25 protein-coding genes and 1 pseudogene are annotated in these 24,839 nt (G+C 63.9%); 23 read left to right on the top strand and 3 right to left on the bottom strand.

Annotated elements, in window-relative coordinates:
* Nucleotides 1-190: 190 nt before the first annotated feature.
* Genes trbB through J3R73_RS16160 form a run of 11 tightly spaced genes read left to right on the top strand, consistent with a single transcriptional unit; the run spans nt 191 to nt 9,932 of the window.
* Nucleotides 191-1,207 (top strand): P-type conjugative transfer ATPase TrbB, encoded by a 1,017-nt coding sequence (trbB, locus tag J3R73_RS16210; RefSeq protein ID WP_246519682.1) that lies wholly within the window; start codon nt 191-193, stop codon nt 1,205-1,207.
* Nucleotides 1,204-1,536: a TrbC/VirB2 family type IV secretion system protein gene (locus J3R73_RS16205; protein WP_213336127.1), complete on the top strand. Its 333-nt coding sequence runs from the start codon at nt 1,204-1,206 to the stop codon at nt 1,534-1,536. Before trbB ends, J3R73_RS16205 begins: the two co-directional genes overlap by 4 nt.
* Nucleotides 1,536-1,817 carry a VirB3 family type IV secretion system protein gene (locus J3R73_RS16200; protein ID WP_213336130.1) on the top strand — a complete coding sequence of 94 codons (282 nt, stop codon included), beginning with the start codon at nt 1,536-1,538 and terminating at the stop codon, nt 1,815-1,817. Before J3R73_RS16205 ends, J3R73_RS16200 begins: the two co-directional genes overlap by 1 nt.
* Nucleotides 1,818-1,830: 13 nt before the next feature.
* A complete protein-coding gene (trbE, locus tag J3R73_RS16195) occupies nt 1,831-4,269 on the top strand; it encodes a conjugal transfer protein TrbE (RefSeq protein ID WP_307428835.1) in 2,439 nt (812 codons plus the stop codon).
* Nucleotides 4,266-5,033 (top strand): P-type conjugative transfer protein TrbJ, encoded by a 768-nt coding sequence (gene trbJ / locus J3R73_RS16190; RefSeq protein ID WP_213336134.1) that lies wholly within the window; start codon nt 4,266-4,268, stop codon nt 5,031-5,033. Before trbE ends, trbJ begins: the two co-directional genes overlap by 4 nt.
* Before the next feature lie 17 nt (nt 5,034-5,050).
* Nucleotides 5,051-5,410: a putative entry exclusion protein TrbK-alt gene (trbK-alt, locus tag J3R73_RS16185; protein WP_213336136.1), complete on the top strand. Its 360-nt coding sequence runs from the start codon at nt 5,051-5,053 to the stop codon at nt 5,408-5,410.
* Between the two features lie 2 nt (nt 5,411-5,412).
* Entirely contained in the window at nt 5,413-6,717 is a 1,305-nt protein-coding gene (gene trbL / locus J3R73_RS16180) for a P-type conjugative transfer protein TrbL (protein ID WP_307428831.1), read from the top strand.
* Nucleotides 6,717-7,400: a conjugal transfer protein TrbF gene (trbF, locus tag J3R73_RS16175; RefSeq protein WP_213336140.1), complete on the top strand. Its 684-nt coding sequence runs from the start codon at nt 6,717-6,719 to the stop codon at nt 7,398-7,400. The genes trbL and trbF overlap by 1 nt, the downstream gene beginning before the upstream one ends.
* Entirely contained in the window at nt 7,397-8,476 is a 1,080-nt protein-coding gene (gene trbG / locus J3R73_RS16170; RefSeq protein WP_213336142.1) for a P-type conjugative transfer protein TrbG, read from the top strand. The genes trbF and trbG overlap by 4 nt, the downstream gene beginning before the upstream one ends.
* A complete protein-coding gene (locus tag J3R73_RS16165; protein ID WP_307428826.1) occupies nt 8,473-9,708 on the top strand; it encodes a TraB/TrbI/VirB10 family type IV secretion system protein in 1,236 nt (411 codons plus the stop codon). The genes trbG and J3R73_RS16165 overlap by 4 nt, the downstream gene beginning before the upstream one ends.
* The gene (locus J3R73_RS16160) at nt 9,705-9,932 is read left to right on the top strand and encodes a DUF2274 domain-containing protein (RefSeq protein ID WP_213336146.1); all 228 of its coding nucleotides are present in this window, start codon (nt 9,705-9,707) and stop codon (nt 9,930-9,932) included. Before J3R73_RS16165 ends, J3R73_RS16160 begins: the two co-directional genes overlap by 4 nt.
* Before the next feature lie 284 nt (nt 9,933-10,216).
* On the opposite strand, the gene J3R73_RS16155 is transcribed toward J3R73_RS16160, so the two are convergent.
* A complete protein-coding gene (locus tag J3R73_RS16155; protein ID WP_307428823.1) occupies nt 10,217-11,119 on the bottom strand; it encodes a LysR family transcriptional regulator in 903 nt (300 codons plus the stop codon).
* 185 nt (nt 11,120-11,304) lie between these two features.
* On the opposite strand from J3R73_RS16155, the gene J3R73_RS16150 reads away from it, so the two are divergent.
* Genes J3R73_RS16150 through J3R73_RS16140 form a run of 3 tightly spaced genes read left to right on the top strand, consistent with a single transcriptional unit; the run spans nt 11,305 to nt 14,357 of the window.
* Entirely contained in the window at nt 11,305-12,591 is a 1,287-nt protein-coding gene (locus J3R73_RS16150) for a serine hydrolase domain-containing protein (protein ID WP_307428820.1), read from the top strand.
* Between the two features lie 44 nt (nt 12,592-12,635).
* Complete coding sequence (locus tag J3R73_RS16145) at nt 12,636-13,505, top strand: NmrA family NAD(P)-binding protein (RefSeq protein ID WP_307428818.1); 870 nt, start codon at nt 12,636-12,638, stop codon at nt 13,503-13,505.
* A gap of 12 nt (nt 13,506-13,517) precedes the next feature.
* Nucleotides 13,518-14,357, top strand: coding sequence for an aldo/keto reductase (locus tag J3R73_RS16140; protein WP_307428816.1), 840 nt, complete (start codon nt 13,518-13,520; stop codon nt 14,355-14,357).
* 376 nt (nt 14,358-14,733) lie between these two features.
* On the opposite strand, the pseudogene J3R73_RS31540 reads toward J3R73_RS16140, so the two are convergent.
* Nucleotides 14,734-14,853: pseudogene (locus J3R73_RS31540) on the bottom strand (3-oxoacyl-ACP reductase); the annotation flags it as partial.
* A 202-nt stretch (nt 14,854-15,055) separates the two neighbouring features.
* Here J3R73_RS31540 and J3R73_RS16130 point away from each other — a divergent pair.
* Entirely contained in the window at nt 15,056-15,982 is a 927-nt protein-coding gene (locus tag J3R73_RS16130; protein WP_307428813.1) for an AraC family transcriptional regulator, read from the top strand.
* Between the two features lie 67 nt (nt 15,983-16,049).
* On the opposite strand, the gene J3R73_RS16125 is transcribed toward J3R73_RS16130, so the two are convergent.
* Complete coding sequence (locus tag J3R73_RS16125; protein ID WP_307428810.1) at nt 16,050-16,262, bottom strand: hypothetical protein; 213 nt, start codon at nt 16,260-16,262, stop codon at nt 16,050-16,052.
* 174 nt (nt 16,263-16,436) lie between these two features.
* On the opposite strand from J3R73_RS16125, the gene J3R73_RS16120 reads away from it, so the two are divergent.
* From J3R73_RS16120 to J3R73_RS16085, 8 genes are all read left to right on the top strand, one after another.
* Nucleotides 16,437-17,273 (top strand): MurR/RpiR family transcriptional regulator, encoded by an 837-nt coding sequence (locus J3R73_RS16120; RefSeq protein ID WP_307428807.1) that lies wholly within the window; start codon nt 16,437-16,439, stop codon nt 17,271-17,273.
* Nucleotides 17,274-17,427: 154 nt separating this feature from the next.
* Complete coding sequence (locus tag J3R73_RS16115; RefSeq protein WP_307428803.1) at nt 17,428-18,633, top strand: ABC transporter ATP-binding protein; 1,206 nt, start codon at nt 17,428-17,430, stop codon at nt 18,631-18,633.
* Nucleotides 18,630-19,550, top strand: a complete 921-nt coding sequence (locus J3R73_RS16110) for a carbohydrate ABC transporter permease (RefSeq protein ID WP_307428800.1) — start codon at nt 18,630-18,632, stop codon at nt 19,548-19,550. The genes J3R73_RS16115 and J3R73_RS16110 overlap by 4 nt, the downstream gene beginning before the upstream one ends.
* Complete coding sequence (locus J3R73_RS16105) at nt 19,550-20,395, top strand: carbohydrate ABC transporter permease (RefSeq protein ID WP_307428797.1); 846 nt, start codon at nt 19,550-19,552, stop codon at nt 20,393-20,395. The genes J3R73_RS16110 and J3R73_RS16105 overlap by 1 nt, the downstream gene beginning before the upstream one ends.
* 145 nt (nt 20,396-20,540) lie before the next feature.
* On the top strand, nt 20,541-21,764 hold the full coding sequence (locus J3R73_RS16100) for an ABC transporter substrate-binding protein (RefSeq protein WP_307428794.1): 1,224 nt from the start codon (nt 20,541-20,543) through the stop codon (nt 21,762-21,764).
* A gap of 60 nt (nt 21,765-21,824) precedes the next feature.
* Nucleotides 21,825-22,688: a phosphodiesterase gene (locus J3R73_RS16095; RefSeq protein WP_307428791.1), complete on the top strand. Its 864-nt coding sequence runs from the start codon at nt 21,825-21,827 to the stop codon at nt 22,686-22,688.
* Nucleotides 22,678-23,379: an HAD-IA family hydrolase gene (locus J3R73_RS16090; protein WP_307428788.1), complete on the top strand. Its 702-nt coding sequence runs from the start codon at nt 22,678-22,680 to the stop codon at nt 23,377-23,379. The genes J3R73_RS16095 and J3R73_RS16090 overlap by 11 nt, the downstream gene beginning before the upstream one ends.
* A gap of 67 nt (nt 23,380-23,446) precedes the next feature.
* Nucleotides 23,447-24,826, top strand: a complete 1,380-nt coding sequence (locus tag J3R73_RS16085) for an aminotransferase (RefSeq protein WP_307428786.1) — start codon at nt 23,447-23,449, stop codon at nt 24,824-24,826.
* The last annotated feature ends 13 nt before the right edge of the window (nt 24,827-24,839 follow it).

Below are 24,839 nucleotides of genomic sequence, written 5' to 3'. Positions count from 1 at the left end.
CGGTCGAATCGGAAGCTGCATCGTAATCTCGGCACAGCACGCGGAATACAACACACTCCGCCGATTGCCGCCTTTTCTTCGCTATGGCCGTACGCAGATAGATACTTGTTGAATCGGCCCAACTTACGGCTCTTTTAATCATCCCCGTCCAGGGAGCGTCTGTGTCGTCCCCGGCAAGATCGGGGATCAGATGGCGGTATCGTACCAGAATTCGGAGAGCACGGCGCGCGGCGCGCGGATGCTGCGGACCGCGCTCGGTCCCGCCATTGCCCGGTTTCTGGAAGACCCGGCGATCGTCGAGGTGATGCTGAACCCGGATGGTCGCATCTGGATCGACCGGCTGTCGGAAGGATTGTCCGATACAGGTGAGCGAATGGCACCCGCCGATGGCGAGCGCATCGTGCGCTTGGTCGCTCATCATGTCGGTGCCGAGGTCCATTCCGGATGCCCTCGCGTTTCCGCCGAACTGCCGGAGACTGGCGAGCGGTTCGAGGGATTGCTGCCGCCGGTGGTCGCAGCACCTGCCTTCGCCATCCGCAAACCCGCCGTCGCAGTGTTCACGCTCGACGATTACGTCGCAGCCGGCATCATGACGGCGGGACAGGCCGAGGCACTGCGTTTGGCCGTGGCATCGCGCGCCAACATTCTCGTCGCCGGCGGCACCTCGACCGGCAAGACGACGCTGACAAACGCGCTGCTGGCCGAAGTGGCAAAGACCACTGACCGCGTCGTCATCATCGAGGATACGCGCGAACTGCAATGCGCCGCGCCCAATCTTGTCGCCATGCGCACAAAGGATGGCGTCGCTTCGTTGTCCGATCTCGTTCGCTCCAGCTTGCGCCTGCGCCCCGATCGCATCCCGGTTGGCGAGGTGCGCGGCCCGGAAGCGCTCGATCTCCTCAAGGCGTGGGGCACGGGACACCCCGGCGGCGTCGGCACCATCCATGCCGGCAGCGCCATCGGGAGCCTGCGCCGTCTGGAGCAGCTCATCCAGGAAGCCGTCGTCACCGTACCGCGCGCCCTGATCGCCGAGACCATCGATCTCGTCGCCGTGCTCGCCGGGCGCGGATTGCAGCGTCGCCTCGTCGAACTCGCCCGCGTCGAGGGCCTTGGCCCGGATGGCGACTACCGCGTCATGCCGGCCGCGAATGGCGTCGCCGATTTACCCACCCGTCTCAATCCCATCCCCACAGGAGATCACCCATGATCCGTTCCCTTCATCAGGTCCGCCGCCATCTGACCCTGGCGGCATCCATCGCCGTCATCAGCGTGATCATGGTGCCCGCCGCTCGTGCCTCCGGCTCGTCCATGCCCTGGGAGACTCCGCTGCAATCGATTCTGGAATCGATCGAAGGCCCCGTCGCCAAGATCATCGCGGTGATCGTCATCATTTCGACGGGCCTGGCGCTGGCCTTCGGTGACTCCTCCGGCGGCTTTCGCCGGCTGATCCAGATTGTCTTCGGCCTCTCCATCGCCTTCGCGGCCAGCTCGTTCTTCCTGTCGTTCTTCTCGTTCAGCGGCGGAGCGCTGGTCTGATGTCTGGCCGGGTTGATCCGTCCCGCGAGGTGCCGGGAATGTCGGTGCCGGTTCACCGGGCGCTGACCGAGCACATCCTGCTCGGCGGCGCACCGCGTGGCCTCGCCATCCTCAACGGCACACTCGCGGCGGCGCTCGGCCTGGGCTTGCGCCTTTGGCTGGTCGGTCTCGCGATCTGGGCGGTCGGTCATCTTGCTGCGGTGTGGGCGGCCAAACGCGATCCGATGTTCGTCGATGTGGTGCGCCGACATCTGCGCATCCCGGCTTTTCTTGGCGTCTGAGGGGGCCGATCTCATGATGAACCTCACCGAGTATCGCAACCGCAACACGCGTCTCGCCGATTTCCTGCCCTGGGCCGCGCTGGTCGGCTCCGGCGTCGTCCTCAACAAGGATGGCAGCTTCCAGCGCACCGCGCGGTTTCGTGGTCCCGATCTCGATTCGGCAGTGCCGGCCGAGCTGGTCGCCGTCGCAGGTCGCCTCAACAATGCGTTGCGCCGCCTGGGATCGGGTTGGGCGATCTTCGTCGAAGCCATGCGTCTGTCGGCGCAGCGTTATCCCGAAAGCCTGTTTCCCGATGCCGCCTCGGCGCTGGTCGATGCCGAACGCAAAGCGGATTTCGAGGAAGCGGGTGCACACTACGAATCCAGCTACTTCATGACCTTCGCCTTTCTGCCACCCGCAGAGGATGCCGCGCGCGCCGAAGGCTGGCTCTATGAGGGGCGCGATCGATCCGGCGTCGATGTCCACGAGGCTCTGCGCGGCTTCGTCGATCGCACCGACCGTATCCTGGCGCTGCTCGACGGTTTCATGCCCGAATGTCTCTGGCTCGATGACGGGGAGACGCTGACCTATCTCCATGCCTGCGCCTCGACCAAACGCCACCGCGTCCGTGTGCCCGAGACGCCGATGTATCTCGACGCGCTCGTCGCCGATCAGCCGCTGACCGGTGGCCTCGAACCCCGTCTCGGTGATCAGCATCTGCGTGTGCTGACCATTACCGGGTTTCCGACCATGACGACGCCGGGGATCCTGGACGAGCTGAACCGGCTGGCCTTTCCCTATCGGTGGTCCACCCGCGCCATCCTGCTTGACAAGACAGATGCAACGAAGCTGCTGACGAAGATCCGTCGGCAATGGTTCGCCAAGCGCAAATCGATCGCCGCCATCCTCAAAGAGGTGATGACCAACGAGGCCTCGGTTCTGGTCGATACCGATGCCGCCAACAAGGCGGCCGATGCCGATCTGGCCTTGCAGGAACTCGGCGCCGACTATGCCGGCATGGCCTATGTCACCGCGACGGTGACGGTGTGGGACGATGACCCACGCATCGCAGCAGAAAAGCTGCGTCTCGTCGAGAAGGTCATCCAGGGTCGCGATTTCACCGCGATGCCAGAGACGATCAACGCGGTAGACGCCTGGCTCGGCTCGCTGCCCGGCCATGTCTACGCCAATGTCCGCCAACCGCCGATTTCCACGCTCAATCTCGCCCATATGATCCCGTTGTCGGCGGTCTGGGCCGGCGAGGTGCGCGACACCCATTTTGCAGCGCCGCCACTGCTCTATGGCAAGACCGAGGGCTCGACACCGTTCCGGTTTTCCCTGCACGTCGGCGATGTCGGCCATACGCTCGTCGTCGGCCCAACCGGTGCCGGCAAGTCGGTTCTGCTGGCGCTGATGGCGCTTCAGTTCCGACGTTATGCCTGCGCCCAGGTCTTTGCCTTCGATTTTGGCGGCTCGATCCGCGCCGCGGCGCTCGCCATGGGCGGCGACTGGCACGATCTCGGCGGCGGTCTGTCGGATGGAGCGGAAGATAGCGTTAGTCTCCAGCCGCTCGCCCGTATCCATGACGTGCCCGAGCGCGCCTGGTCGGCCGACTGGATTGTCGCGATTCTGACCCGCGAAGGCGTTGCCATCACCCCGGAGGTCAAGGAATACATCTGGACAGCGCTCACCTCGTTGGCGTCCGCACCCTTGGTCGAACGCACCATCACCGGCCTCTGCGTCCTCTTGCAGTCCAACGACCTCAAGCAGGCGCTGCGGCCTTACTGCGTCGGCGGCGCGCACGGTCGACTCCTTGACGCGGAAGCAGAACATCTCGGCTCCGCATCGGTCCAGGCGTTCGAGACCGAGGGGCTGATCGGCACCGAAGCGGCTCCCGCCGTTCTCGCCTATCTGTTCCACCGCATCGAGGATCGGCTCGACGGATCGCCGACCCTCATCATCATCGACGAAGGCTGGCTGGCGCTCGACGACGAGGGGTTTGCCGGCCAGCTTCGCGAATGGCTGAAGACGCTCAGGAAGAAGAACGCCTCCGTCATCTTCGCCACCCAGTCGCTCAGCGACATCGATGGCAGCGCAATCGCGCCGGCCATCATCGAGAGCTGCCCGACCCGGTTGTTGCTCCCCAACGAACGGGCGATCGAGCCGCAGATCACCGCCATCTATCGCCGTTTCGGTCTCAACGATCGCCAGATCGAGATCCTCGCCCGTGCCGTCCCGAAACGCGACTACTACTGCCAGTCGCGGCGTGGCAACCGGCTGTTCGAGCTGGGCCTCAGCGACGTGGCGCTGGCGCTCTGCGCCGCCTCGTCGAAGACCGATCAGACCGCCATTGCGGCGGTCGTCGCCGAGCACGGCCGGGCCGGCTTTCTGGGTCCGTGGTTGCGCCATCGCGGTCTCGCCTGGGCCACCGACCTCATTCCCAACCTCACCACAGTGGAGACCTTGCCATGACGCTTCGTCGTTGCCGTCGCCGTTCGTTCGGCGGCTTGTTTGCCGCATCCATCCTGTCCGTTCCCCTTGCGACATCGCCCCTGATCGTCGCACCGGCGCACGCCATCATCGTCTTCGACCCGACCAACTATGTGCAGAATGTCCTCCAGGCGGCGCGTGCGCTGGAGCAGATCACCAACCAGATCACCTCGCTCCAGAACGAAGCGCAGATGCTGATCAACCAGGCCCGCAATCTCGCGAACCTGCCGTACTCCTCGCTTCAACAGCTCCAGCAGTCGATCGCCAGGACGCAGGCGCTCCTCGCCCAGGCGCAGAACATCGCCTATGACGTCCAGAAGATCGATCAGGCGTTCAACACGACCTACGGCACGGCCTCGACCTCGACGAGCAGCGCCACGCTGATCGCCAATGCCAAAACCCGGTGGCAGAACTCGATCGCCGGCTTGCAGGACGCCATGCGCGTGCAGGCCACCGTCGTCGGCAATCTCGACACCAACCGCAGTCAGATGTCGGCGCTGGTGGGGGAGAGCCAGGCGGCGACCGGCGCGCTTCAGGCGACGCAGGCAGGCAACCAACTTCTCGCCCTTCAGGCCCAGCAACTCGCCGACCTCACCGCCGTCCTCGCCGCCAATGGCCGCGCGCAGGCACTCACCGACGCCGAACACGCCGCCGCCGCCGATCAGGGCCGCGAGCAGCGCCGCCGGTTTCTCACGCCGGGCACCGGCTATCAGGCCGGTTCGGCCAAGATGTTCTACGGCAATTGAGCGAGGGGACACGCGCCATGGACGGCAAGATGCTCGCCCGGATCGCCGCCGTCGTCTTCGTCGGCACCGCCGTCACCGCGACGGTGATCGAGCTGACCCGCAAGGATGCGCCACCGGCCTATCACGGCCCGGGCCTTGCGGCCACGACCCCGTCCGATCCACTGCGCACTGAACTCAGGCGCTGCCAACGCATCGGGGAAGCCGGGCGTAGCGATCCGGCCTGCCTCAACGCCTGGGCCGAAAGCCGTCTTCGCTTCCTCGGCCAAGCCGCCAATGAGACGCCGGCGCCCGGCGCGCCGTCGGCACCGAACGTGGGGGCGACCAAAGAGCCCACCACCGAGCCCTCGGATGGGCCAAACACCGTTGAGGCGCGCTGATCATGGGGGACACCGGGGTCATCGATCATTTCCTGGAGGTCTTCACTCGCTACATCGACAGCGGTTTCGGGCTGCTGTCGGGCGAGGTCGCCTTCATCGCCACGACGCTGATCGTCATCGACGTGACGCTGGCGGCACTCTTCTGGTCGTGGGGCGCGGACGACGACATCATCGCCCGCCTCGTCAAGAAGACCCTGTTCGTCGGTGTCTTCGCCTACATCATCGGCAACTGGAACACGCTCGCCCGCATCGTCTTCGAAAGTTTCGCCGGCCTCGGGCTGAAGGCGTCGGGGACCGGCTTCACCACCACCGATCTGTTGCGTCCCGGCAAGGTGGCGCAGACCGGCTTCGATGCGGCGCGGCCGCTGATCGAATCGATCTCCGACCTGATGGGCTTCGTCGCCTTCTTCGAGAATTTCATTCAGATCGCCTGCCTGCTGTTCGCCTGGGCCCTGGTGATGCTCGCCTTCTTCATCCTCGCCATCCAGCTCTTCGTGACGCTCATCGAGTTCAAGCTGACGACGCTCGCCGGCTTCGTGCTGATCCCCTTCGGCCTGTTCGGCAAATCCGCCTTCATGGCCGAACGGGTGCTCGGCAACATCATCTCGTCGGGCATCAAGGTGCTGGTGCTCGCCGTCATCATCGGCATCGGCTCGACGCTGTTTTCCGAATTCACCGCAGGCTTTGGCGGCGAGACCCCGACCATCGACCAGGCCATGGCGATCGTGCTGGCGGCCCTGTCGCTGCTCGGCCTCGGCATCTTCGGTCCCGGCATCGCCAGCGGCCTCGTCTCCGGTGGTCCGCAACTGGGTGCCGGTGCCGCCATCGGCACAGGTCTTGCCGCCGGCGGGATGGTCGCGGCCGGAGGGGCTGCGATCGGCGCGGTCGCTTCCAGCGGTGCCGCTCTCGCCGGAGGGGTCGCCGCTGCCGCCCGAGGTGGTGCGACGCTCGCGGGCGGGGCCACCGCCGCCTATCGCGCCGGCGGCGCTTCGGGTATCGCCAGCACCGGCGCATCCAAAGTGGGTGCCGCCATCGCCAGCCCGTTCAAGCGCGCCGCCGCGTCGATGAAGGATGGTTTTCAGGCCGGGGAGCGGGCCGTCACCGGCGAAGCCGCACCGGACAATGCCGCCGACGCTTCGTCGGCCTCCGCATCTTCTGCCGACAGCAGCGGTCCGCCCGCATGGGCCAAGCGCATGAAGCGCGGCCAACAAGCCTCCCACGGCATCCAGGCCGCCGCCCATGCCGTCAAATCCGGCGACAGCCACGGCGGCGGCTCTTCCGTCAACCTCTCCGAAAGCGACCGCTGATGTTCAAACGACCCGCCACCCACTACGGCAAGACGCCCGAGCCCGAGACACCCTATCAACGCGCCGCCCAAGCCTGGGACGAGCGCATCGGTTCGGCCCGTGTGCAGGCGAAGAACTGGCGCCTGATGGCCTTCGGATCGCTTGCCCTGTCGGCCGGATTGGCCGCCGCACTCGTCTGGCAATCCGCCTCCGGCTCGATCGTGCCCTGGGTGGTGCAGGTCGACAAGCTCGGGGCGACACAGGCGGTCGCGCCCGCCACCGCCGACTACCAGCCGACCGATCCCCAGACCGCCTGGCAGCTCGCCCGTTTCATCGAGCAGGTCCGCTCGATCCCCGCCGATCCGATCATCGTCCGGCAGAACTGGCTGCGCGCCTATGACTTCACGACGACCAGCGGAGCCCTGGCGCTCGGCGACTATGCCCGCGCCAACGATCCCTTCGCCAAGGTCGGCAAGATCCAGATCGCGGTCGACGTCTCCAGCGTCATCCGCGCCTCGCCGTCGAGCTTTCGCGTCGCATGGACCGAGCGCCGCTATCAGGACGGTTCGCTCGCCGATACCGCCCGCTGGACCGCTATCCTCACCATCGCCGTGCAGCCGCCGCGCGAGCCGGAAAAGCTCCGCGCCAATCCGCTCGGCATCTACGTCAACGCCATCAACTGGTCGAAGGAGCTTGGACAATGATCCGGCCGTCTCGTCTGACCGCCGGACATCCGGCGAACCGTATTCACGCCATGCCGCCAATGTGCGGAACCGGAAAGGCGGCTCGTCGTAAAGCCGCGTTCGCAGCTTTGCTGCTTTGCACGTCGGCGCTCGCCGGCTGCGCCACCGCGCAGAAGCCGCCCGAGATCTCCTATGACGATGTCGCGCCCGCTGTGCAGACGGTCGATCCGCCCGCGCCTGTCCGGGTGGTGGAACTGCCCAAGGTGCTGCCTCTGCCCGGTCAGTTGAAACCTGTGGGCAAGGACGGAAAGCCGATGCCGGAACTGGCGGACCCGGCGGCGCGTGTCAACGAGGCCAATGCCAGTGCCCGGATGCAGCCGGTCAGGAACGGCTTCATCAACGCCATCCAGATCTATCCCTTCGTCGATGGTGCGCTCTATCAAGTCTATACCGCGCCCGGGCAGATCACCGACATCGCCCTGCAGCCCGGCGAAACGCTGGTGGGTTCCGGTCCCGTTGCCGCCGGCGACACCGTGCGCTGGATCATCGGCGACACCGAAAGCGGCACGGGCGCAACGAAGCAGGTGCATATCCTCGTCAAGCCGACCCGGCCGGAGTTGATGTCCAATCTTGTGATCAACACCAATGCCCGTACCTATCACATGGAGCTGCGCTCGACCGAGAAGACCTACATGGCCTCGGTCTCCTGGCAATATCCGCAGGATCAGCTCATCGCGCTGCGCCGGCAGAACAGCCAGGCGGAAGCCGTTCAACCGGTGGCGACCGGCGTCAACCTCGCCAGTGTCAACTTCCGCTACGAGGTCACCGGCGATCCGGCACCATGGCGTCCCTTGCGCGCCTTCGACGACGGCAAACAGGTGTTCATCGAATTCCCGAAGGGGATTTCCCAGGGCGAGATGCCGCCGCTGTTCGTCGTCGGCCCCGAGGGCGACACCTCCGAACTGGTGAACTACCGGGTGCGCGGCAACTACATGATCGTCGATCGGCTGTTCGCCGCCGCCGAACTGCGCTTCGGGTCGGACAAGAACCAGAAGCGCGTGCGCGTCACTCGCACCGACGGAAGGCCGGCGTCATGAGCGCGATCGATCCGGGAACAAGAGCCGGTCGGGAGCCGGACGACAGCGACCGGCCGCTCACCGGAGAGCCGGCCACGCCGATGCGCCTTCGAGCTGAACCGCCGCGCGTCACCCGCCTGTCGCGCAAAGTGCTCGCCGGTCTCGGCGTGGTCGCCGGCCTCGGGATCGGCGGGGCGCTGATCTATGCGCTCCAGACCCGGGACGGTGGCAAGGGGCAGGAGCTTTATTCGACCGACAACCGCACGACGCCGGACGGCCTCAACAACCTGCCGAAGGATTATGCGGGCGTGCCGAAGCTCGGAGCCCCGTTGCCCGGCGATCTCGGCCGTCCCATCGTCAGCGCCCAGAACCGCGGCCAGCCGGTGCCGACGCCCACGATCGCCACGCCCAATTCCGGACTGACCCAGGAGGAGCAGCGCCGCCTTCAGGAAACCGAAGCCGCCCGTACCGCCCGGCTGTTCGCCGCGACCGAGACCCGCAATGTCTCCGCGCAGGCACCGGCACCCACCACGACCGCGAAACCGCAGACCCAGCCCGATCTCGCCAGCCTCGGTCTTAGTCCCCAACCGGCGACACCCACCGCCCAGGATCGCCAACTCTCCTTCCTCAACCAGACGAAGGATAAACGCACCGTCGCGCCTGATCGCGTTGCCGCACCAGCGTCGGTGAATGTGGTCCAGGCCGGCGCGGTCATCGCGGCCGCGCTGATCACCGGCATCCGCTCCGATCTGCCCGGCCAGATCACCGCCCAGGTCACCGAAAACATCTACGACAGCCCGACGGGAAAGATCCTGCTGATCCCGCAGGGCACGCGGCTGATCGGCCAGTACGACAATGGCGTCGGCTTCGGTCAGCGCCGCGTGCTGCTGGTCTGGAACCGCCTCATCATGCCGAACGGCCGCTCCATCGTGCTGGAGCGCCAGCCGGGCGCCGATGCCGAAGGTTATGCGGGCCTTGAGGATGGTGTCGATTATCACTGGGGCGAACTGTTCAAGGCGGCGGCGCTGTCCACCTTGCTCAGCATAGGTGCCAACACCGGATCGTCGAGCAATGAGAGCGGTCTCGTCAGCGCCATCCGCGACGGCGCCTCCGACAGCATCGGCCAGACCGGCCGGCAGATCGTCCAGCGCCAGCTCAACATCGCCCCGACGCTCACCATCCGGCCGGGTTTCCCGGTCAGGGTCATTGTGACAAGGGACTTGGTCCTCGAACCCTACGGAGCCACGCCATGACCAAGCTGAAACTCGGACCCATCGCCGACGACAAGCCGGTGAAGGTCACGGTGGATCTCCCGGCAAGCCTGCACCGGGATCTGGTCGAATATGGGCGGCTGCTTGCCGAATCCGGCCATTCACCCATCGAGCCGGCGAGACTGATCGTGCCCATGTTGGAGCGTTTCATTGGAACGGATCGGGGCTTCACAAAGGCGAGTCGGGGGCTTCGTGATGGAAAATAGCGCCCCTAAACAGCGACCTGTAGCGAATGTCGGTATCGGTAGCTGCGAGCCCCCGCAACCAGACATATGATTGCAAAATCAACCAAATAGCCCGCGCAAGCGGGCTATTTGCGTTCGTGCCGAAATCGAGTGTTGCGAGCTCCTACATGAGTACTAACTGCGCAATGCGGTGGGGTCACTGATCGCATGCTGACGATCAGAATGATCGATCCCGAGCCCCAGACTCGCTAGCAGGGTATGGCATAGAGAACGCCGATCCTACGGACCCAGCCACCTTCGATAAGCTACGCCCGGACAGCAATCTCCTGAATGAAATCCAGGAGCGCCCGGACCTTTGCGGGCGGGAGATGCCGAGAGGGGTGATAGGCATAGAGCGGATAGAGTTCCTCCGACCATTCCGGCAGGATATGGACAAGCTCGCCGCGTGACAGGAGCGGCTCCAGGCCGATCGCGAGGCTCTGGAAAATGCCTTGGCCGGCCAGGCAAGCGGAGATCGCCACAGAAGGGTCGTCCATGACCAGGCGACCGGAAACCTTGACCTCATGGACCTCCCCGCCGCGCCGGAACTCCCAAGCGAAGGGCAGGCCGGTCTGCGGATTGCGGAAGAGAAGCGCTTCGTGATGGACGAGGTCGTGGGGGGATCGCGGTTCGCCATGCTTTTCGAGATAGGCAGGAGATGCGACCGTCAGGATACGGATCTCCAACAGCTTGCGCACGATGAGCGACGACTCGTCGGGTGGGCCGAAGCGCACCGCCACGTCGACGCCGGTCATCATCTCCTCGCGGTAGTTGCTGGTGGACAGGTCGACCGACAGCAGAGGATAGCGGACCAGGAACTGCTGGAGCTTCGAGGCAAGCACCATGCGCGCGAACCACGGATCCACCGACACGCGCAGCCGGCCGCGCACGACCGCCGCCGCGCCCGCGGCCTCGGCGGCGGCCTCTTCCATGCCCGCGAGAAGCGGCGTCACCTGCGTGTGGAAGCGGCGCCCTTCCTCCGTGAGGCTGACTTCGCGGGGAGTGCGATCGAAGAGCCGCACGCCGACCCGCCCCTCCAGACGCGCCACCGCCCGGCTCACCGCGGAGGGTGTCAGGCCGAGCATCTCCGCGGCGCGGGCGAAATTCCCCGCCTCCGTCACCGCCGCCAGGACACCGATGCCGGTCAGAAGCCGCGTGTCGAAAGCCATTCGATTTCCCTTCGCCTCCGCAAATCCGCGTCGGAGCACCTGAGCAGTGAATTTAAGTCACTGTAGCATTGATTTTAATGCGCGTGAATCACGTCGTGGCGCCGCTTACAACCGGGCATCGCAGGAATATCGGAGGCGAGCGGCCGGGAAGATCGGGCCTCCTTCGAGCCGGACAGGAGTTAGCCATGGCCAATCTCACACGCAGGACAATGCTTCGGAGCGGGGGAATGCTGGGAGCCATCCTGGCTCTCGATGCGGTCGGCCCGGCTTTGGCCGGAGCAAACCCCGCTGGTTCGTCAGTCCGATTCAAGGCGATCGACGACGCCTTGCGGGGAGGCGTTTCAGGGAACGATGTAGCCGGCGTCATCGCCGTCGCAGCGACGCCGAAAGGCGTGGTCTATGAGGGTGCTTTCGGCAAGGCGAATGTCGCAACGGGCGCCCCGATGACGCTCGACACGGTGTTCTGGCTGCTGTCGATGACCAAGGCCTTCACGGCGACGGCCTGCATGCAGTTGATCGAGCAGGGCCGCGTGCATCTGGACGACGATGCGGCGAAATACCTGCCCGAACTGGCCTCTCCCCAGGTCCTCGACGGCTTTGCCGTGGATGGCACGCCGCGACTGCGGCCGGCCAAGCGCGCGATCAAGGTGCGCCATCTGCTGACGCATACCTCAGGCTACACCTATTCGATCTGGAGCGAGGCGCTGACCCGCTACGAGAAGGTGACCGATATGCCCGACATCGCGACCTGCAGGAACGCCGCCTTCACGGCTCCGCTCGAATTCGAGCCCGGTGAGCGCTGGGAATACGGCATCAGCATGGACTGGGTCGGCAAGCTGGTCGAGGCGGTGTCCGACCAGTCGCTCGAGGTCTACTTCCGCGAGAACATCTTCGAGCCGCTCGGCATGAAGAATTCGGGGTTTCTGATCGGGACCGAGCAGAAGCGCCGTGTCGCCACCTTCCACAACCGTCGCGCCGATGGCGGGCTGGAGCCGGGGCCCTTCGAGATGCCGCAGCGGCCGGAGTTCTTCATGGGCGGCGGCGGCGCCTTCAGCACGCCGCGCGACTACATGGCGTTCCTGCGGGCGCTGCTGAACGGAGGAGCGCTGCATGGCGCCCGTATCCTGCGTCCGGAGACGGTCGCCATGATGATGCAGAACCAGATCGGCGAGCTCAACGTTCAGGAGATGCGCTCGGCGCAGCCGTCCTATTCCCGCAGCTTCGACCAGTTCCCGGGACAGCCGCATCAATGGGGCCTGTCTTTCGACATCAACACGCAACCGGGGCCGAACGGACGCTCCGCCGGCAGCATCTCCTGGGCGGGCCTGCTCAACTGCTACTTCTGGCTCGACCCGGTGAAGCATGTCACCGGCGCTCTCTTCACCCAGGTCCTGCCCTTCTTCGACGAGCGCGTCGTGGCGCTCTACGGCGCCTTCGAGCGCGGTCTCTATGCCGGGCTCGAACACGCCTAGGCAGCCGTCTTTGCAATCAGATTCAAGCCAATCGGAGAATGATGATGTACGCCATTACAGGCATTACCGGGAAAGTCGGCGGCGCCATGGCCCGGGTTCTTCTGGCCGCGGGCCAATCCGTCCGCGCCGTCGTCCGCGATGCGAAGAAGGGCGAGGCCTGGGCAACGCTGGGCTGCGAGATTGCGGTCGCCGAGATGGAAGATCGGGAAGCGCTGACAAAAGCCTTCACCGGCGCGACGGCGGTGTTCATCCTGCCGCCTTCCGAGTTCGATCCCGAACCCGGCTATCCGGAAGCGCAGCTGGTTATCGATAGCGTCACCACCGCCCTGATCGCAGCCCGACCCAAAAGGGTGCTCTGCCTCTCGACGATCGGCGGTGATGCCGTCCAGGACAATCTGCTTTCCCAGCGAACCATGATGGAAAAGGCGGTCACGGCGATCGGCATGCCGCTGACGATCCTGCGGCCTGGCTGGTTTATCGAAAACGCCCTGTGGGACGTGCCATCGGCACGTGACAACGGCATCATTCATAGTTTCCTCCAGCCGGCCGATAAGGTGTTCCCGATGGTTGCCACCCAGGATGTGGGCCGCGTCGCAGCGGATCTCATCCAGGAGGATTGGTCGGGCACGCGCATAGTCGAGCTGGAAGGACCGCGCCATATATCGCCGAACGATCTGGCCGGCGCTTTCGCGGGCGCCCTCGGCAAGCCGGTTCGCGTTGAGACAGTTCCGCGAGGCACGTGGGAAGCCTTGTTCCGCTCCCAAGGCATGAAGAATCCGACACCGCGCATCCGCATGCTCGACGGTTTCAACGAGGGCTGGATCGCGTTTCAGGACATGGGCAGCAAGGTCGTCAAAGGCCGCATCGACGTGGATGCGGTGATTGCCACGCTGGTCGCGGGCGCACGGACGTAGGAGTTTCGGTCGATGGAAAATATCGTCACGCAGGGCGTCTCGATCCCACGTCTAGGTTTCGGAACGTTCCGTATGCCGGGAGGCGGTTGCCAGCCGGTCGTGGAGAGTGCGCTTGCGCTGGGCTATCGGCATATCGATACGGCCGCGATGTATGAGAACGAGGAGGCAGTCGGCGCTGCGATCTCGGCATCCGGTGTTGCGAGATCCGACCTCTTCGTGACAACGAAAGTCTGGCACGATGCGCTTGCCAGGGATACGCTTCGTCGTTCTTTCGACGTCAGCCTGGCCAAGCTCGGGCTGGACTATGTCGATCTCTACATGGTTCATTGGCCGGCCAAGGATATGGACATGGCCGCGACACTCGAGACTCTGACGGCGTTGCGCGAGGAGGGGCGTATGCGCGCCGTCGGTGTATGTAACTTTAACATGCCCATGATCCGGCGCGCGGTGGACGAGATTGGCGCCCCCATCGCTGTTCACCAGGTGGAGTATCATCCGTTTCTGGCCCAGGGCGAGATGCTAACCTACCTTAGAGGAAAGAATATACCTCTGACCGCCTATGCACCCCTGGCTCAGGGGCGCGCCGCCTCCGACCCGGCACTGGCCGAGATTGGCGAGAAGCATAGCGCCAGCGCCGCCCAAATTGCGATCGCCTGGCTGCTCGATCAGGATGGGGTCATCGCCATACCGAAGGCTGGCCGGCCGAAGAGTCAGCGTGCCAATCTCGATGCGCTGGCGATTAGGCTCGACGACGTGGATCGCGCCGCCATCGCCGCGCTGCCGAAGGACCAGCGGTTCGTCCGCCCTCCTTTCGCACCGGATTGGGAAGCGAAAGACTCTCTCGTCCAGTGATCCGTTCGAGATGCCTGCACGCTACGTACCAGCGCGACGAAGCTCATGAGCGAAGTCCCACGTCACTGCAGCAGGCGTGGAATCGGCGGTGACCAGCGTTCGCAGTGGTCGCCACCGCAGGAGCAACCGCCGCGCTCGGCTGACAATCCCCGAAGGCTTAAGCGGGGGCTCCAGGCATGACGCAAGCAGGGCAGCCCGGGCGTCATGGCTGGTGGAGAATTGCCGGTAAGCGAAGGACATGATGGAGGGATGCTGGATATTGTGGCGTAGGCTCCGGGGCCGGGCCCGGATCGCGCTGAGATGATGGCCACCTCCTTCCAGGGCGAGGCGACGGCCATCTGGCGGGCGCGACTAGATATGTTCGATAAGATGAACCCTAGATGTGGATGCCGCCCGCGACTTCGATCCGCTGGGCGTTGACCCAGCCGAAATCGTCGGACAGCAGCGCGGCGATCACCGGCCCGACGTCGTCGGGCAAGCCGGCGCGGCCGAGCGCCTGCCGCCGGTGACGATTGCTATCTTGCTGTTTGGCATAATTCATCTTTCTGCTGAAAGTGGGCCGGAAATCTTGATGCATTATGATGCCGTATGGCCGGCAAACGGAATGCCCGAATGCCCCAATTTCTTGCCTAATCCTGCTCGGCAGGATAGGCTTGCTATGGTTCAGCATGAAGGGAGCATCCAAGGTGCGAGATCCGTTGGCGGAAGCGCTGCTCCGCTTTACCGAACGCCAGCCCGGCGAGAGTCCCTACAGAACGCCGATCGACAGGGTGATCATTCTGCGATCGGACCATCCGAAACCGCCAAGCCACATGATCTCCAGTCCGGCCATGTGCATCGTGGCCCAAGGCGCCAAGTGGGCGATGTTCGGCGGCAATCGGCTTGAGTACAGGGCGGGGCAGGCCTTGGTGATTGGCGTCGAAACGCCCTCGATCGGCCGGGTCATCGAAGCCAGCCCTGGCGAGCCCTGCCTTGTCCTCGCCTTCGAGCTGGACATCGCGATGATGAGGAGCGTCGCGGAGGGACTCGAGGCGCCGCCGAAGGCGAGCGGGGAGGCTGGTCGTGGCGTCTTTGTCACCGATTTCCAAGGCCCGCTGGCCGACTGCGCGCTACGCCTGGTTCGGCTCCTCGAAACACCAAAGGCGATTGCGACGCTCTACCCCGTCATCATGCGCGAGATATGCTATTGGCTGCTGACCGGCCCTCACGGCGGGGATGTCGCCAGAATGACCTTGGCGAACGGCCCATCGCATCGGGTGATAAGCGCCATGCACAGCTTGCGAGACCGTTTCCGGGAGGCGGTTCGGATCGATGAATTGGCCGCGATCGCTCAGATGAGCCCCTCGGCCTTCCACCGTCAGTTCAAGGCCCTGACATCGCTGACGCCGCTTCAGTATCAGAAACAGCTCCGCCTGCTGGAGGCGCGCCGGCTGATGATTTCAAGCGCCGTCAACGTCGAGGCAGCATCCTTCCAGGTCGGCTATGAAAGCCCGTCGCAGTTCAGCCGCGAATATGCGCGCATGTTCGGGGCACCGCCCAAGCGTAACGCAAAACAGATGCAGACCCTGCTCCGCGAAGATCGCGCTGTCGCGGGCGCAGAGTTGATCGCTCTTTCTGTCGAATAGAGATTGATTTTCTTTGAGGTTTCGATCGCGGTTTTATCCTGCTGCGCGACGAACAGGATGAGAATCATCAGCGGCTGTGGTGTGGGAGGGTAAAGCCCGAAGCTCGGCGGTGCCGCGGCCGTTTCTCCGTCTCGGCCCGCCATGGCATGAGGTCGTCGGCTCGGCTGTTGGGACGCGCTTCAAGGATCGTGGCGAGGCTGTCGAGACCGCGGACCTCGGCGGTGATGCCGCCGCGTTTACGGGTTTCGATCTTTGAGGCGATGGCGGAGCGCATCGCCATCCGCGGAGCGCCCCGGACCCCACAAGGCTCCGAATGGTGTAACGCTCCATTTATTTTGCCTGTATCATGAGGGTGAGGCGGATTTTCGGGCTGCCATGGCCAGGCCCGGAAGGCGGCTTCCGGCCCGCAGATCCCTCGCCGATACCATCGACACAGGTAACCACCGGACACCGCATGACGAAGCAAGCAAATTCGAACCTCGACGGCCACCACAAAAGGGTCAATGCTCCAGGACCCCTCGCGCTTCTCGAGGCGAGCATTCCGGATCTGTCGAATGCGGCGGCGCGAGCGGCCGTCTACATCGTGGAAAACGCCGAGAAGGTCGTCAGATACTCCCTCAAGGATCTCAGCAAATTCTCGAGAGCCGGGGAAGCCAGCATCGTGCGGTTGTGCCAGACGGCCGGTTTCAGCGGCTTCTCGGACTTCAAACTCGCGCTTGCGGCGGATCTGGCCCTGAAGCACGCCAATGGCGATCCGCAATCCGGTCGGGACGGGCATCAACTGTCCGCCATGGGCCACGAGCTCGCCCGTTCGATCGTCGCGACAGCGGAGATGACCGACGAGGCCCTGCTCGAGCGCCTCGCTTCCCGGTTTCGAACCTGCAACCGGATCGATCTTTACGGCGCCGGCGTCTCCGGCATCGTCGCCGAATTGTTTTCATATCGTCTGCTGAGGGCCGGATTGAATGCCCACGCGATCCGAGACATCACCCTGGCGCATGAAGTCGCCAATGGCTTGACCGCCTCGTCCGCCGCTATCGCGATTTCCGAGTCCGGGGTGACGGCGAATACGATCGATTTTCTGCGGGTCGCTCGCTCGACCGGTGCGTTCACGTTGGCGGTAACCTGCAATGTCCGCAGTCCCCTGGCCAAGCAGGCCGATGCGGTGCTGCCGATGGCAAAGCTGACCATCCCTGCCTATGGGGGCTTCATCAACGCGGTTCCCCGAGCGGTCTATCTTGCCGAAGCGATGGCGGCCCTCCTCCCTCCCATCAATTCAGCGATGGAGTAAAAATCCGTTGCGAGTGTCATATAATTGAAGTAATACTCCATTAATAGCCGCGGAGGACGCGAGCCGCCCTCCTGCCGGAGGGCGTCCGGGCGCGGAGTAAAAATCCGGAAACGGCGTTCAGCCCGTGCTGGGTGCCTGCAATGAGGGGACTTCGATGGCAGCTTCGAATGTGAAGATAAAAGGGCTCGCCAAGAGCTTCGGCGATACAGCCGTGCTCGAAGACCTCGACCTCGAGGTAAGGGCGGGAGAATTCATGTGCCTGCTGGGGCCGTCGGGCTGCGGAAAATCGACGTTGCTCCGGATATTGGCGGGATTCGACCGGCAGAGCGCGGGCAGCACCTGCGTCGACGGGCGTGATATTCTCGGCATGCCGCCCAAGCACCGCGACATCGCGATGGTCTTCCAGAGCTTCGCGCTCTATCCCCACATGACGGTCCGAGAAAACCTGGCGGCGCCGCTGATCATGAGGACCCTATCTTTCTGGCAGCGGCAGCCCCTCCTTGGGGCCTTGTCGGCGGATGGCCGCCGGCAGAGACGGCGCATTGAAAGCGAGTTGGTCCGTGTCGCCGCCTCGTTGAGGATCGAGGGCCTGCTCGACCGCAAACCGGCTCAGCTTTCAGGCGGCCAGCGGCAGCGTGTCGCCATCGGCCGCGCCATCATTCGCCAGCCCCGCCTTTTTCTGATGGACGAGCCATTGTCCAGCCTGGACGCCGCCCTGCGGGCGGAGATGCGCGGGGAACTCGTCGAACTGCAGCGCCGGTTGGGCATTACCACGATCTATGTGACGCACGATCAGACCGAGGCGATGACGATGGCCGATCGGGTGGTCGTGATGATGGCGGGCCGAGCCATTCAAATCGGCACGCCGATGCAGGTCTTCCACGATCCGCAGCACATCAGCGTGGCGAAGTTTCTGGGCACGCCGGCGATCAATATTTTCCCGGGGCGGGTCACCGAGGGCGGCAGGCTGTCCTTCGGCGGTCATGAGTTCGCCGTGCCGATGCCGGCCGCGCCGCCTCAATCCGTGGATATCGGCGTACGCCCCGAAGACCTGCGTGTCGGCTCGCGCGCGGAGACCTCCCTGCACTGGCGCGGCCGGATCGAGCGGATCGAGCAGATCGGCCATGAGATGCTCGTGCATCTCACCGTGGAGGGCGACGCCCGGACATCCGCGGTCGCACGCCTGACCGGGGACGAACTCGCGCAGTTCTCCTCTCCCGCCGACGGCCGGGTTTTCCTGGGTTTCAAACCGGCGGACGCCAAAGTTTTCGACTCGGCCGGCGCGCGGATACGGCAGCTTCAAACCGATCGAAGGTTCGCGCTGGTCGAGAACGCCCCAGCCACGGGGGTGGTCGGATGACGGCTATAACGATACCGATTGCCGGCAGACGGCGCCCGGGCAATGCGGCGCGCAGGTCGGCCTCCGCGGGATGGGCGTTTGCCTTTCCGGCTGCGCTCCTCCTCGCCACCTTGATGGTGGCCCCCCTTCTCGTGGTGTTCGGACTGAGCTTCACCAACTACAGCCTGGGGGCCACCGACTGGACCTTCACCGGTTTTGCCAACTACCAGGATATGCTTCAAGACGACCGGGCCTTGAAGGCCATCGGGCACACCGCCGTCTATGTCGCGATCGCGATGCCCTTGTCCGTCGTCGTCGGCCTCATCCTGGCGCTGCTCATTCAGCGGCGGCAGAAATTCCGGCATGCTTATGAAGTCATCTTTTTTCTGCCGGCGACCAGCACCTTCATCGCCATGGCGATCGTGTGGCAATTTCTTCTTCATGGACGTATCGGGCCCGTCAATGAATGGCTCGTCGCGTTGGGCTTGAGCCGGGTCGACTTTCTCACGGACCCTTCGATTGCCCTCGTCACATTGTCCTGCATCAGCGCGTGGCAATTGATCGGTCAGACCACGGTATTGTTCCTCGCCGGTCTCGCATCCATTCCCCAGGATATTTACGACGCCGCCGAACTCGACGGGATGGATTATGGCTGGGACCGCTTCCTCCGCGTCACGTTTCCGATGCTCGCGCCGACGACGCTCTTCATCGTCGTCACCACAACCATAACGACGTTCCAGGCCTTCGATTCGATCGCTGCCCTCACGAAAGGCGGGCCGGCCGGTTCGACGGAGACGTTGCTCTACCGAATTTATCTCGAAGCCTATCAATACACCAATATGGGCTATGCTTCCGCGCTTTCCGTCGTCTTTCTCGCATTCATCGTGCTTTTTTCACTGGTCCAGATCTTTTTGGCCGACAGAAGGATTCACTATTGATGGGCATCCGTGCGAAAATAACCCCGGCGAAATTCTCCGCGATCGGAGCGCACGCGATCCTCATCCTGATCGCAGGCGTGGTGCTGCTGCCTTATCTGTGGATGTTGTTGACGGCCATGCGCGCGCCGGCGGAGATCTTTTCCAGTCCGTTCGGCCTTCCGCACGATCTGAGTTTCCTGTTCGACAATTTTCGCCGCGCCTTCCAGAGCGTTCCGATGGCCCGGTTCCTGCTGAACGGCGCCGTCGTCGTGACGTGTCTGCTCGTGCTTCAGCTGGCCGTTGCCGTACCCTGCGCCTATGCTTTGGCGAAATTCGACTTTCGCGGCAGCAAGCTGATGTTCGGTGCCGTGGTTGCTGCGCTGTGCGTGCCCATTCAAGTTCCGATGCTGCCGATCTATATCGCGCTCGCCTATATGGGTGCGCTCGACAGTTATTTTTCCCTCATTTTTCCGTTTGCGGTCTCGCCTTTCGCCATTTTTCTTCTGCGCCAGCAGTTCAAATCATTCCCCGACGAAATCATTCAGGCGGCCCGTCTCGACGGCTTCAGTGAAATCGAAATCATGGCCAGGCTGATCGTACCGTCCGCCAAGCCGGTGATCGCCGCATTTGCGATCTTCTCAATCACGGCGCACTGGAACGACCTGTACTGGCCTCTGATCGTCGTATCATCGGAAACAATGGCGACGCCGCCGCTCGGCATGCTGTTCTTCCGCGATGGCGACGTCGGCACCGACTATGGATCCCTCATGGCCGGGGCCATCGTCACCGTCCTGCCCGTCATGATCATTTTCCTCGTCGCGCAGCGCCAATTCGTCCGAGGCCTGACCATGACGGGCCTCCGATAGACGCCACCACCACTTCAGCCCGGCCGAGGGGGCCGGGGTGATCCCGCCGCAACTCCGCAGGAATGTCAGGAGACGATGACCTATGTCCAGATGGATGACTGCCTTGGCAGCAGGCTGTGTCGCAGCCCTCGCCTTCGCCCCGGCGATGAGCCTTGCCGAAACGGTGACGCTCAACGTGCAATATGCCTGGCCCTCGCATAAACGGTTTCACGAGCCGCTCGCGGCAGAGTTCATGAAACTGCACCCGGATATCAAGATCAACTTCCTTGCGCCGGCCGCCAGTTATACCGACGGCCAACAGCGGATCATGCGGTCGGCGATCACCGGAAATTTGCCCGATATATGGTATTCCGGATACAGCTACCTCGGCGAACTGGCGCGCAAGCTCGACACCGAGGGAAATATTGCGGACCTCGGTCCTTTCCTGGCCGCCGAAGGCGAGGGGTGGGTCGGCTCCAATTATTCCGACACGGTTCTCAAGCTGGGCCAGGTCGACGGCAAGCAATGGGGGCTGCCCTTCACCGCCTCGACGCCGATCATCTACTACAACGACGATCTCCTGAAAGCGGTGGGTGAATCGCGCTCATCCCTCGCAGACTGGGAGGGCGTCATCCGCGCGGCGAAGAAGATCGCCGATACCGGTGGTGCCGACGGCATGTCCTATGCGGTGAACGCCTGGGGCGACGATTGGCTGTGGCAGGCGCTGATCCTCAACAATGGCGGCCGGATGCTGAAGCCGGACGGCAGGAGTGTCGCCTTCGGCGACGAAAGCGGCCGGCGTGCGGTCCGGCTCATCCGGCGCTTCGTCACGGAAACAAAGATGCCGTTCCTCGACGAAGACCAGTCCATTCAGCAATTTGCGGCAGGAAAGCTGGGCATCTTCATCGGCTCCACCGCCGAGGTGAGAGTCATGGGCGATGCCGTCGGTGCCAAATTCCACTTCGGTACGGCTCCTTATCCGGCCCCGGTCGAAGGGCCCGGCGGCCTGGCGGTGGGGGGTAGCGCCGCTCTGATCCTCGCCAAGGATCCCGCCAAGCGGAAGGCGGCCTGGGAGTTCCTGAAATTCGCGACCGGCCCCGCGGGGCAGAAGATCGTGGTTCTCGGCTCGGGCTATATGCCGACCAACCTGCAGACGGTCGTACCCGCCTATCTCGGCGACTTCTACGCCAAGAATGCCGACTGGACGACGAGCGTGGGCCAGTGGCCCCTCGCGCGGCCTTGGGCCGGCTATCCCGGCACGGCAGGACCCCGCATCTGGGACGAGCAGAAGGTTATCCTGTCGCGGATCATGCGTGGCGAGACAACGCCAGATGACGGTCTGAAGGCCCTCGTGGACGTCACGAACCGCTTGTCCGCAACCGCAAACTGACCCCGGTAGGCGCAGGGTCTTCTTCCCTCTCCCTGCGCTTCCCGGATACGAGCTTATCCCATGAAGATCATCCATCTTTCCGATATCCACATGTGCCCGCCCGGGCAGCATGTCGTCGGCTTCGATCCCGCGGCGCGGCTGGCGGCGGTCGTGGACACCGTCAACGCCGAACATGCGGATGCGGATCTGTGCGTCGTCAGCGGTGATCTGACGGACGCCGGAGACGAGCCATCCTATCGCCGTCTGAAGCCGATCATCGAGACGATATCGGTTCCCGTCCATCTCATGCTGGGCAATCATGACCGTCGGGGCGCGTTTCTGAGTGTTTTTCCGGAGGTCCCCACCGACGGACATGGCTTTGTCCAAAGCACCGTCGAGATCGGTGATTTCCGGGTGATCCTGCTGGATACGCTGGATGAAGCCCGGCCCAGCGACGGTTATCTCTGCGAGATGCGATTGTCCTGGCTCGAGCGCGAACTGGCGAAAGATCCGAGCGCCAAGACGATCGTCTTTCTGCATCATCCGCCATTCTCGCTGGGCGTCGAGTATTTCGACGCGATGTTGCTGAGAAACGGCGCCGAGTTCGAGCATCTTCTCGATCGGCATCGCACCGTGGTGCACGTCGCCTTCGGCCACGTCCATTTTCCCGCATTCGGACTGGCTGCCACACGCTCCTTTTCCGCCTCTCGCGGGACCTGCCATCCGATCCGCACGACGCTGGCGGGCATGACTGCGACCTATATCGATCGTCCGCCCGGCTACGACATCCTGCTCGCCGACCGAGGCCGGGTCATCGTGCATCCCATGCAGACCGCGACACCATCCGAGATCGTCGCCAAGGAAGACGCCGACGGCAATGGAGGTGCGGGTTCAATAGAAGTCTTCAGACAAGTAATGAGCGAGGAAACGAAGCATGCCATTTGATCTACTGATCTGCGATTGCGACGGAGTGCTTGTCGACAGCGAGGTTCTCGCCTGCCGTATCGATGCAGAGGAACTTGCCGAACGAGGATTTCAGAACTACCCGCTGCAGGAGATTCTCAAGCGGTTTGCCGGCGTTTCCCAAACCGACATGATAAAAGCCATCGAGGCTGAGAGCGGCCGGACAATCGGCGACGACTTCGCCGCCAGCGTGACGCGACGCGTCCAGGAGGCGTTGAAAAACGATCTCTTGCCGCTGCCCGACGCAGCGCAAATTCTTGCGGCGCTGCCGATCCGTAAATGCGTCGCGTCCAGCAGCGAGCCGAGGAAGCTCGACCTCGCGCTCGCCGTCACGGGATTGACGCCGTATTTCCGACCGCATGTCTATAGTGCGATCCTCGTCAAACAGGGCAAACCGGCACCTGATCTCTTCCTATACGTGGCCCGTGACATGGGTGTGACGCCCGATCGCTGCTGCGTGATCGAGGACAGCGCCGCAGGCGTGGCGGCCGGCATTGCGGCGGGAATGTCGGTGATCGGATTCACCGGCGGCGCACACTGCCTGGAGGGGCACGCCGAGAGGCTCCTGGCTTTGGGCGCGCATGCAATCGCGCGACGGTGGAGGGAGATTCCAGGCCTTCTGAGTGCGCTCGAAACCGCCCCCGCCGCCCGGCAGGCGACGCCCGCCCTCTGATCCCGACATTCGCGCTCTGCGGCTACGGCGGCCGCTCTCCGACAAGCATCGAACAGGCAGGTACACGATGACCCATCCCTTCTCCAATGCCACGGCTGCGCGTGACATCGCGTTTCACGTTCACTCCCAAACGAACCCGAGACTATTCGAAGAGCAAGGGCCGCTCATCGTCACCAGAGGAGAGGGCACTCGAATCTACGACGCGGCGGGCAAGGAATATATCGATGCGATGGCAGGGCTCTGGTGCGCCTCGCTCGGCTTTTCCAACGCTCGCCTGGCCACAGCGGCAGCGGCGCAATATTCCCAGCTGGGCTTCTATCACACCTTCTTTCACCGGACCGGCGACGCCGTCGCGTCGCTGGCGGAAAAGCTCGTCGATCTCACCGGCATGATCGGAGGCAAAGCCTATTTCGCCACCTCCGGCTCGGAAGCCAACGAAACCATGGTGAAGCTCGCCTGGGTTTACCACACCGTGCGCGGCAAGCCGACCAAGCGAAAGATCATCGCACGCGACCGCGCCTTCCATGGTTCTACGATCGCCGCGGCTTCGATGTGCGGTCTGGAGTTCATGCATCGGGAGTTCGGCCTGCCCTTGCCCGGCTTCGTGCATGCGGCGGCGCCCTACCCTTATCGCGGCATGGTCGAAGGCGAATCCGAAGCGGCTTTTGCCCAGAGGCTTGCCGATGATCTCGAACGGCAGATCGTGCAGGAGGGACCCGACTCGATCGCGGCGTTCATCGCGGAGCCCATCTATGCGGGCGGCGGCATCATCGTTCCGCCCCGAGCATATTTTCCGAAAATCCAGGCCGTTCTGGAAAAATACGACATCCTGTGTCTGGACGATGAAATCGTCTGCGGCTTCGGGCGGACCGGCGCCTGGTTCGGCAAGGACACCGTCGGGATGAAGCCCCAGATGATGGCGCTGGCCAAAGGGCTTTCCTCCGGCCATTTTCCGATTTCCGCGGTTGTCATGGCGCCGGAGATTTATGAGGCGCTTCGCAGTTTCAACGCAAACGGCGGAAATTTCGGCCATGGCTTTACCAATTCGGGGCATCCCGTCGGGGTCGCCGTCGCGTCGGAGGCCATTCGCATCTACGAGGAACTGGATATCGTTGGCCATGTCGATCGCATGGGAGCCCGACTCCGCTCGCATTTCGACGCCATAGCGAAGTCCTCCGACCTGGTCGGCGAGGTGCGTGGCGCCGGCCTGATGCTCGGTATCGAACTCGTCGCCGACAAGCCCGGCCGCAAGCCCTTCGCGCCGGAGCGGAAGGTCGGAGCGATGTTCGACCGCATCGCTTACGACAACGGCCTGGTGACGCGTTGCATGGGTGATGTCCTCGGCTTTTCCCCGCCGCTCATCGTCAGCGAGGCCGACGTCGACCACATCGCGGAACGGTTCGAGCGCTCGCTTCGGGATCTCGAACGGTACGTTCTGCAGGGCTGAAACCCAACCGAAG

This window comes from Labrys monachus (genome assembly GCF_030814655.1).
Taxonomy (GTDB): domain Bacteria; phylum Pseudomonadota; class Alphaproteobacteria; order Rhizobiales; family Labraceae; genus Labrys; species Labrys monacha.
The sequence above is the reverse complement of the archived record's forward strand: the minus strand, read 5'-3'. Positions and strand labels throughout refer to the sequence as shown.

Coding starts and splice junctions, on each gene's coding strand:
- J3R73_RS16115 (WP_307428803.1), top strand. CDS start 17,428: ATGGCAGCTTCGAATGTGAAGATAAAAGGGCTCGCCAAGAGCTTCGGC.
- J3R73_RS16090 (WP_307428788.1), top strand. CDS start 22,678: ATGCCATTTGATCTACTGATCTGCGATTGCGACGGAGTGCTTGTCGAC.
- trbF (WP_213336140.1), top strand. CDS start 6,717: ATGTTCAAACGACCCGCCACCCACTACGGCAAGACGCCCGAGCCCGAG.
- J3R73_RS16085 (WP_307428786.1), top strand. CDS start 23,447: ATGACCCATCCCTTCTCCAATGCCACGGCTGCGCGTGACATCGCGTTT.
- trbE (WP_307428835.1), top strand. CDS start 1,831: ATGATGAACCTCACCGAGTATCGCAACCGCAACACGCGTCTCGCCGAT.
- J3R73_RS16155 (WP_307428823.1), bottom strand. CDS start 11,119: ATGGCTTTCGACACGCGGCTTCTGACCGGCATCGGTGTCCTGGCGGCG.
- J3R73_RS16160 (WP_213336146.1), top strand. CDS start 9,705: ATGACCAAGCTGAAACTCGGACCCATCGCCGACGACAAGCCGGTGAAG.
- J3R73_RS16100 (WP_307428794.1), top strand. CDS start 20,541: ATGAGCCTTGCCGAAACGGTGACGCTCAACGTGCAATATGCCTGGCCC.
- J3R73_RS16125 (WP_307428810.1), bottom strand. CDS start 16,262: ATGGCGATGCGCTCCGCCATCGCCTCAAAGATCGAAACCCGTAAACGC.
- J3R73_RS16200 (WP_213336130.1), top strand. CDS start 1,536: ATGTCTGGCCGGGTTGATCCGTCCCGCGAGGTGCCGGGAATGTCGGTG.
- trbG (WP_213336142.1), top strand. CDS start 7,397: ATGATCCGGCCGTCTCGTCTGACCGCCGGACATCCGGCGAACCGTATT.
- trbB (WP_246519682.1), top strand. CDS start 191: ATGGCGGTATCGTACCAGAATTCGGAGAGCACGGCGCGCGGCGCGCGG.
- J3R73_RS16140 (WP_307428816.1), top strand. CDS start 13,518: ATGGAAAATATCGTCACGCAGGGCGTCTCGATCCCACGTCTAGGTTTC.
- J3R73_RS16150 (WP_307428820.1), top strand. CDS start 11,305: ATGGCCAATCTCACACGCAGGACAATGCTTCGGAGCGGGGGAATGCTG.
- trbJ (WP_213336134.1), top strand. CDS start 4,266: ATGACGCTTCGTCGTTGCCGTCGCCGTTCGTTCGGCGGCTTGTTTGCC.
- J3R73_RS16165 (WP_307428826.1), top strand. CDS start 8,473: ATGAGCGCGATCGATCCGGGAACAAGAGCCGGTCGGGAGCCGGACGAC.
- trbL (WP_307428831.1), top strand. CDS start 5,413: ATGGGGGACACCGGGGTCATCGATCATTTCCTGGAGGTCTTCACTCGC.
- J3R73_RS16095 (WP_307428791.1), top strand. CDS start 21,825: ATGAAGATCATCCATCTTTCCGATATCCACATGTGCCCGCCCGGGCAG.
- J3R73_RS16105 (WP_307428797.1), top strand. CDS start 19,550: ATGGGCATCCGTGCGAAAATAACCCCGGCGAAATTCTCCGCGATCGGA.
- J3R73_RS16120 (WP_307428807.1), top strand. CDS start 16,437: ATGACGAAGCAAGCAAATTCGAACCTCGACGGCCACCACAAAAGGGTC.
- J3R73_RS16145 (WP_307428818.1), top strand. CDS start 12,636: ATGTACGCCATTACAGGCATTACCGGGAAAGTCGGCGGCGCCATGGCC.
- J3R73_RS16110 (WP_307428800.1), top strand. CDS start 18,630: ATGACGGCTATAACGATACCGATTGCCGGCAGACGGCGCCCGGGCAAT.
- trbK-alt (WP_213336136.1), top strand. CDS start 5,051: ATGGACGGCAAGATGCTCGCCCGGATCGCCGCCGTCGTCTTCGTCGGC.
- J3R73_RS16205 (WP_213336127.1), top strand. CDS start 1,204: ATGATCCGTTCCCTTCATCAGGTCCGCCGCCATCTGACCCTGGCGGCA.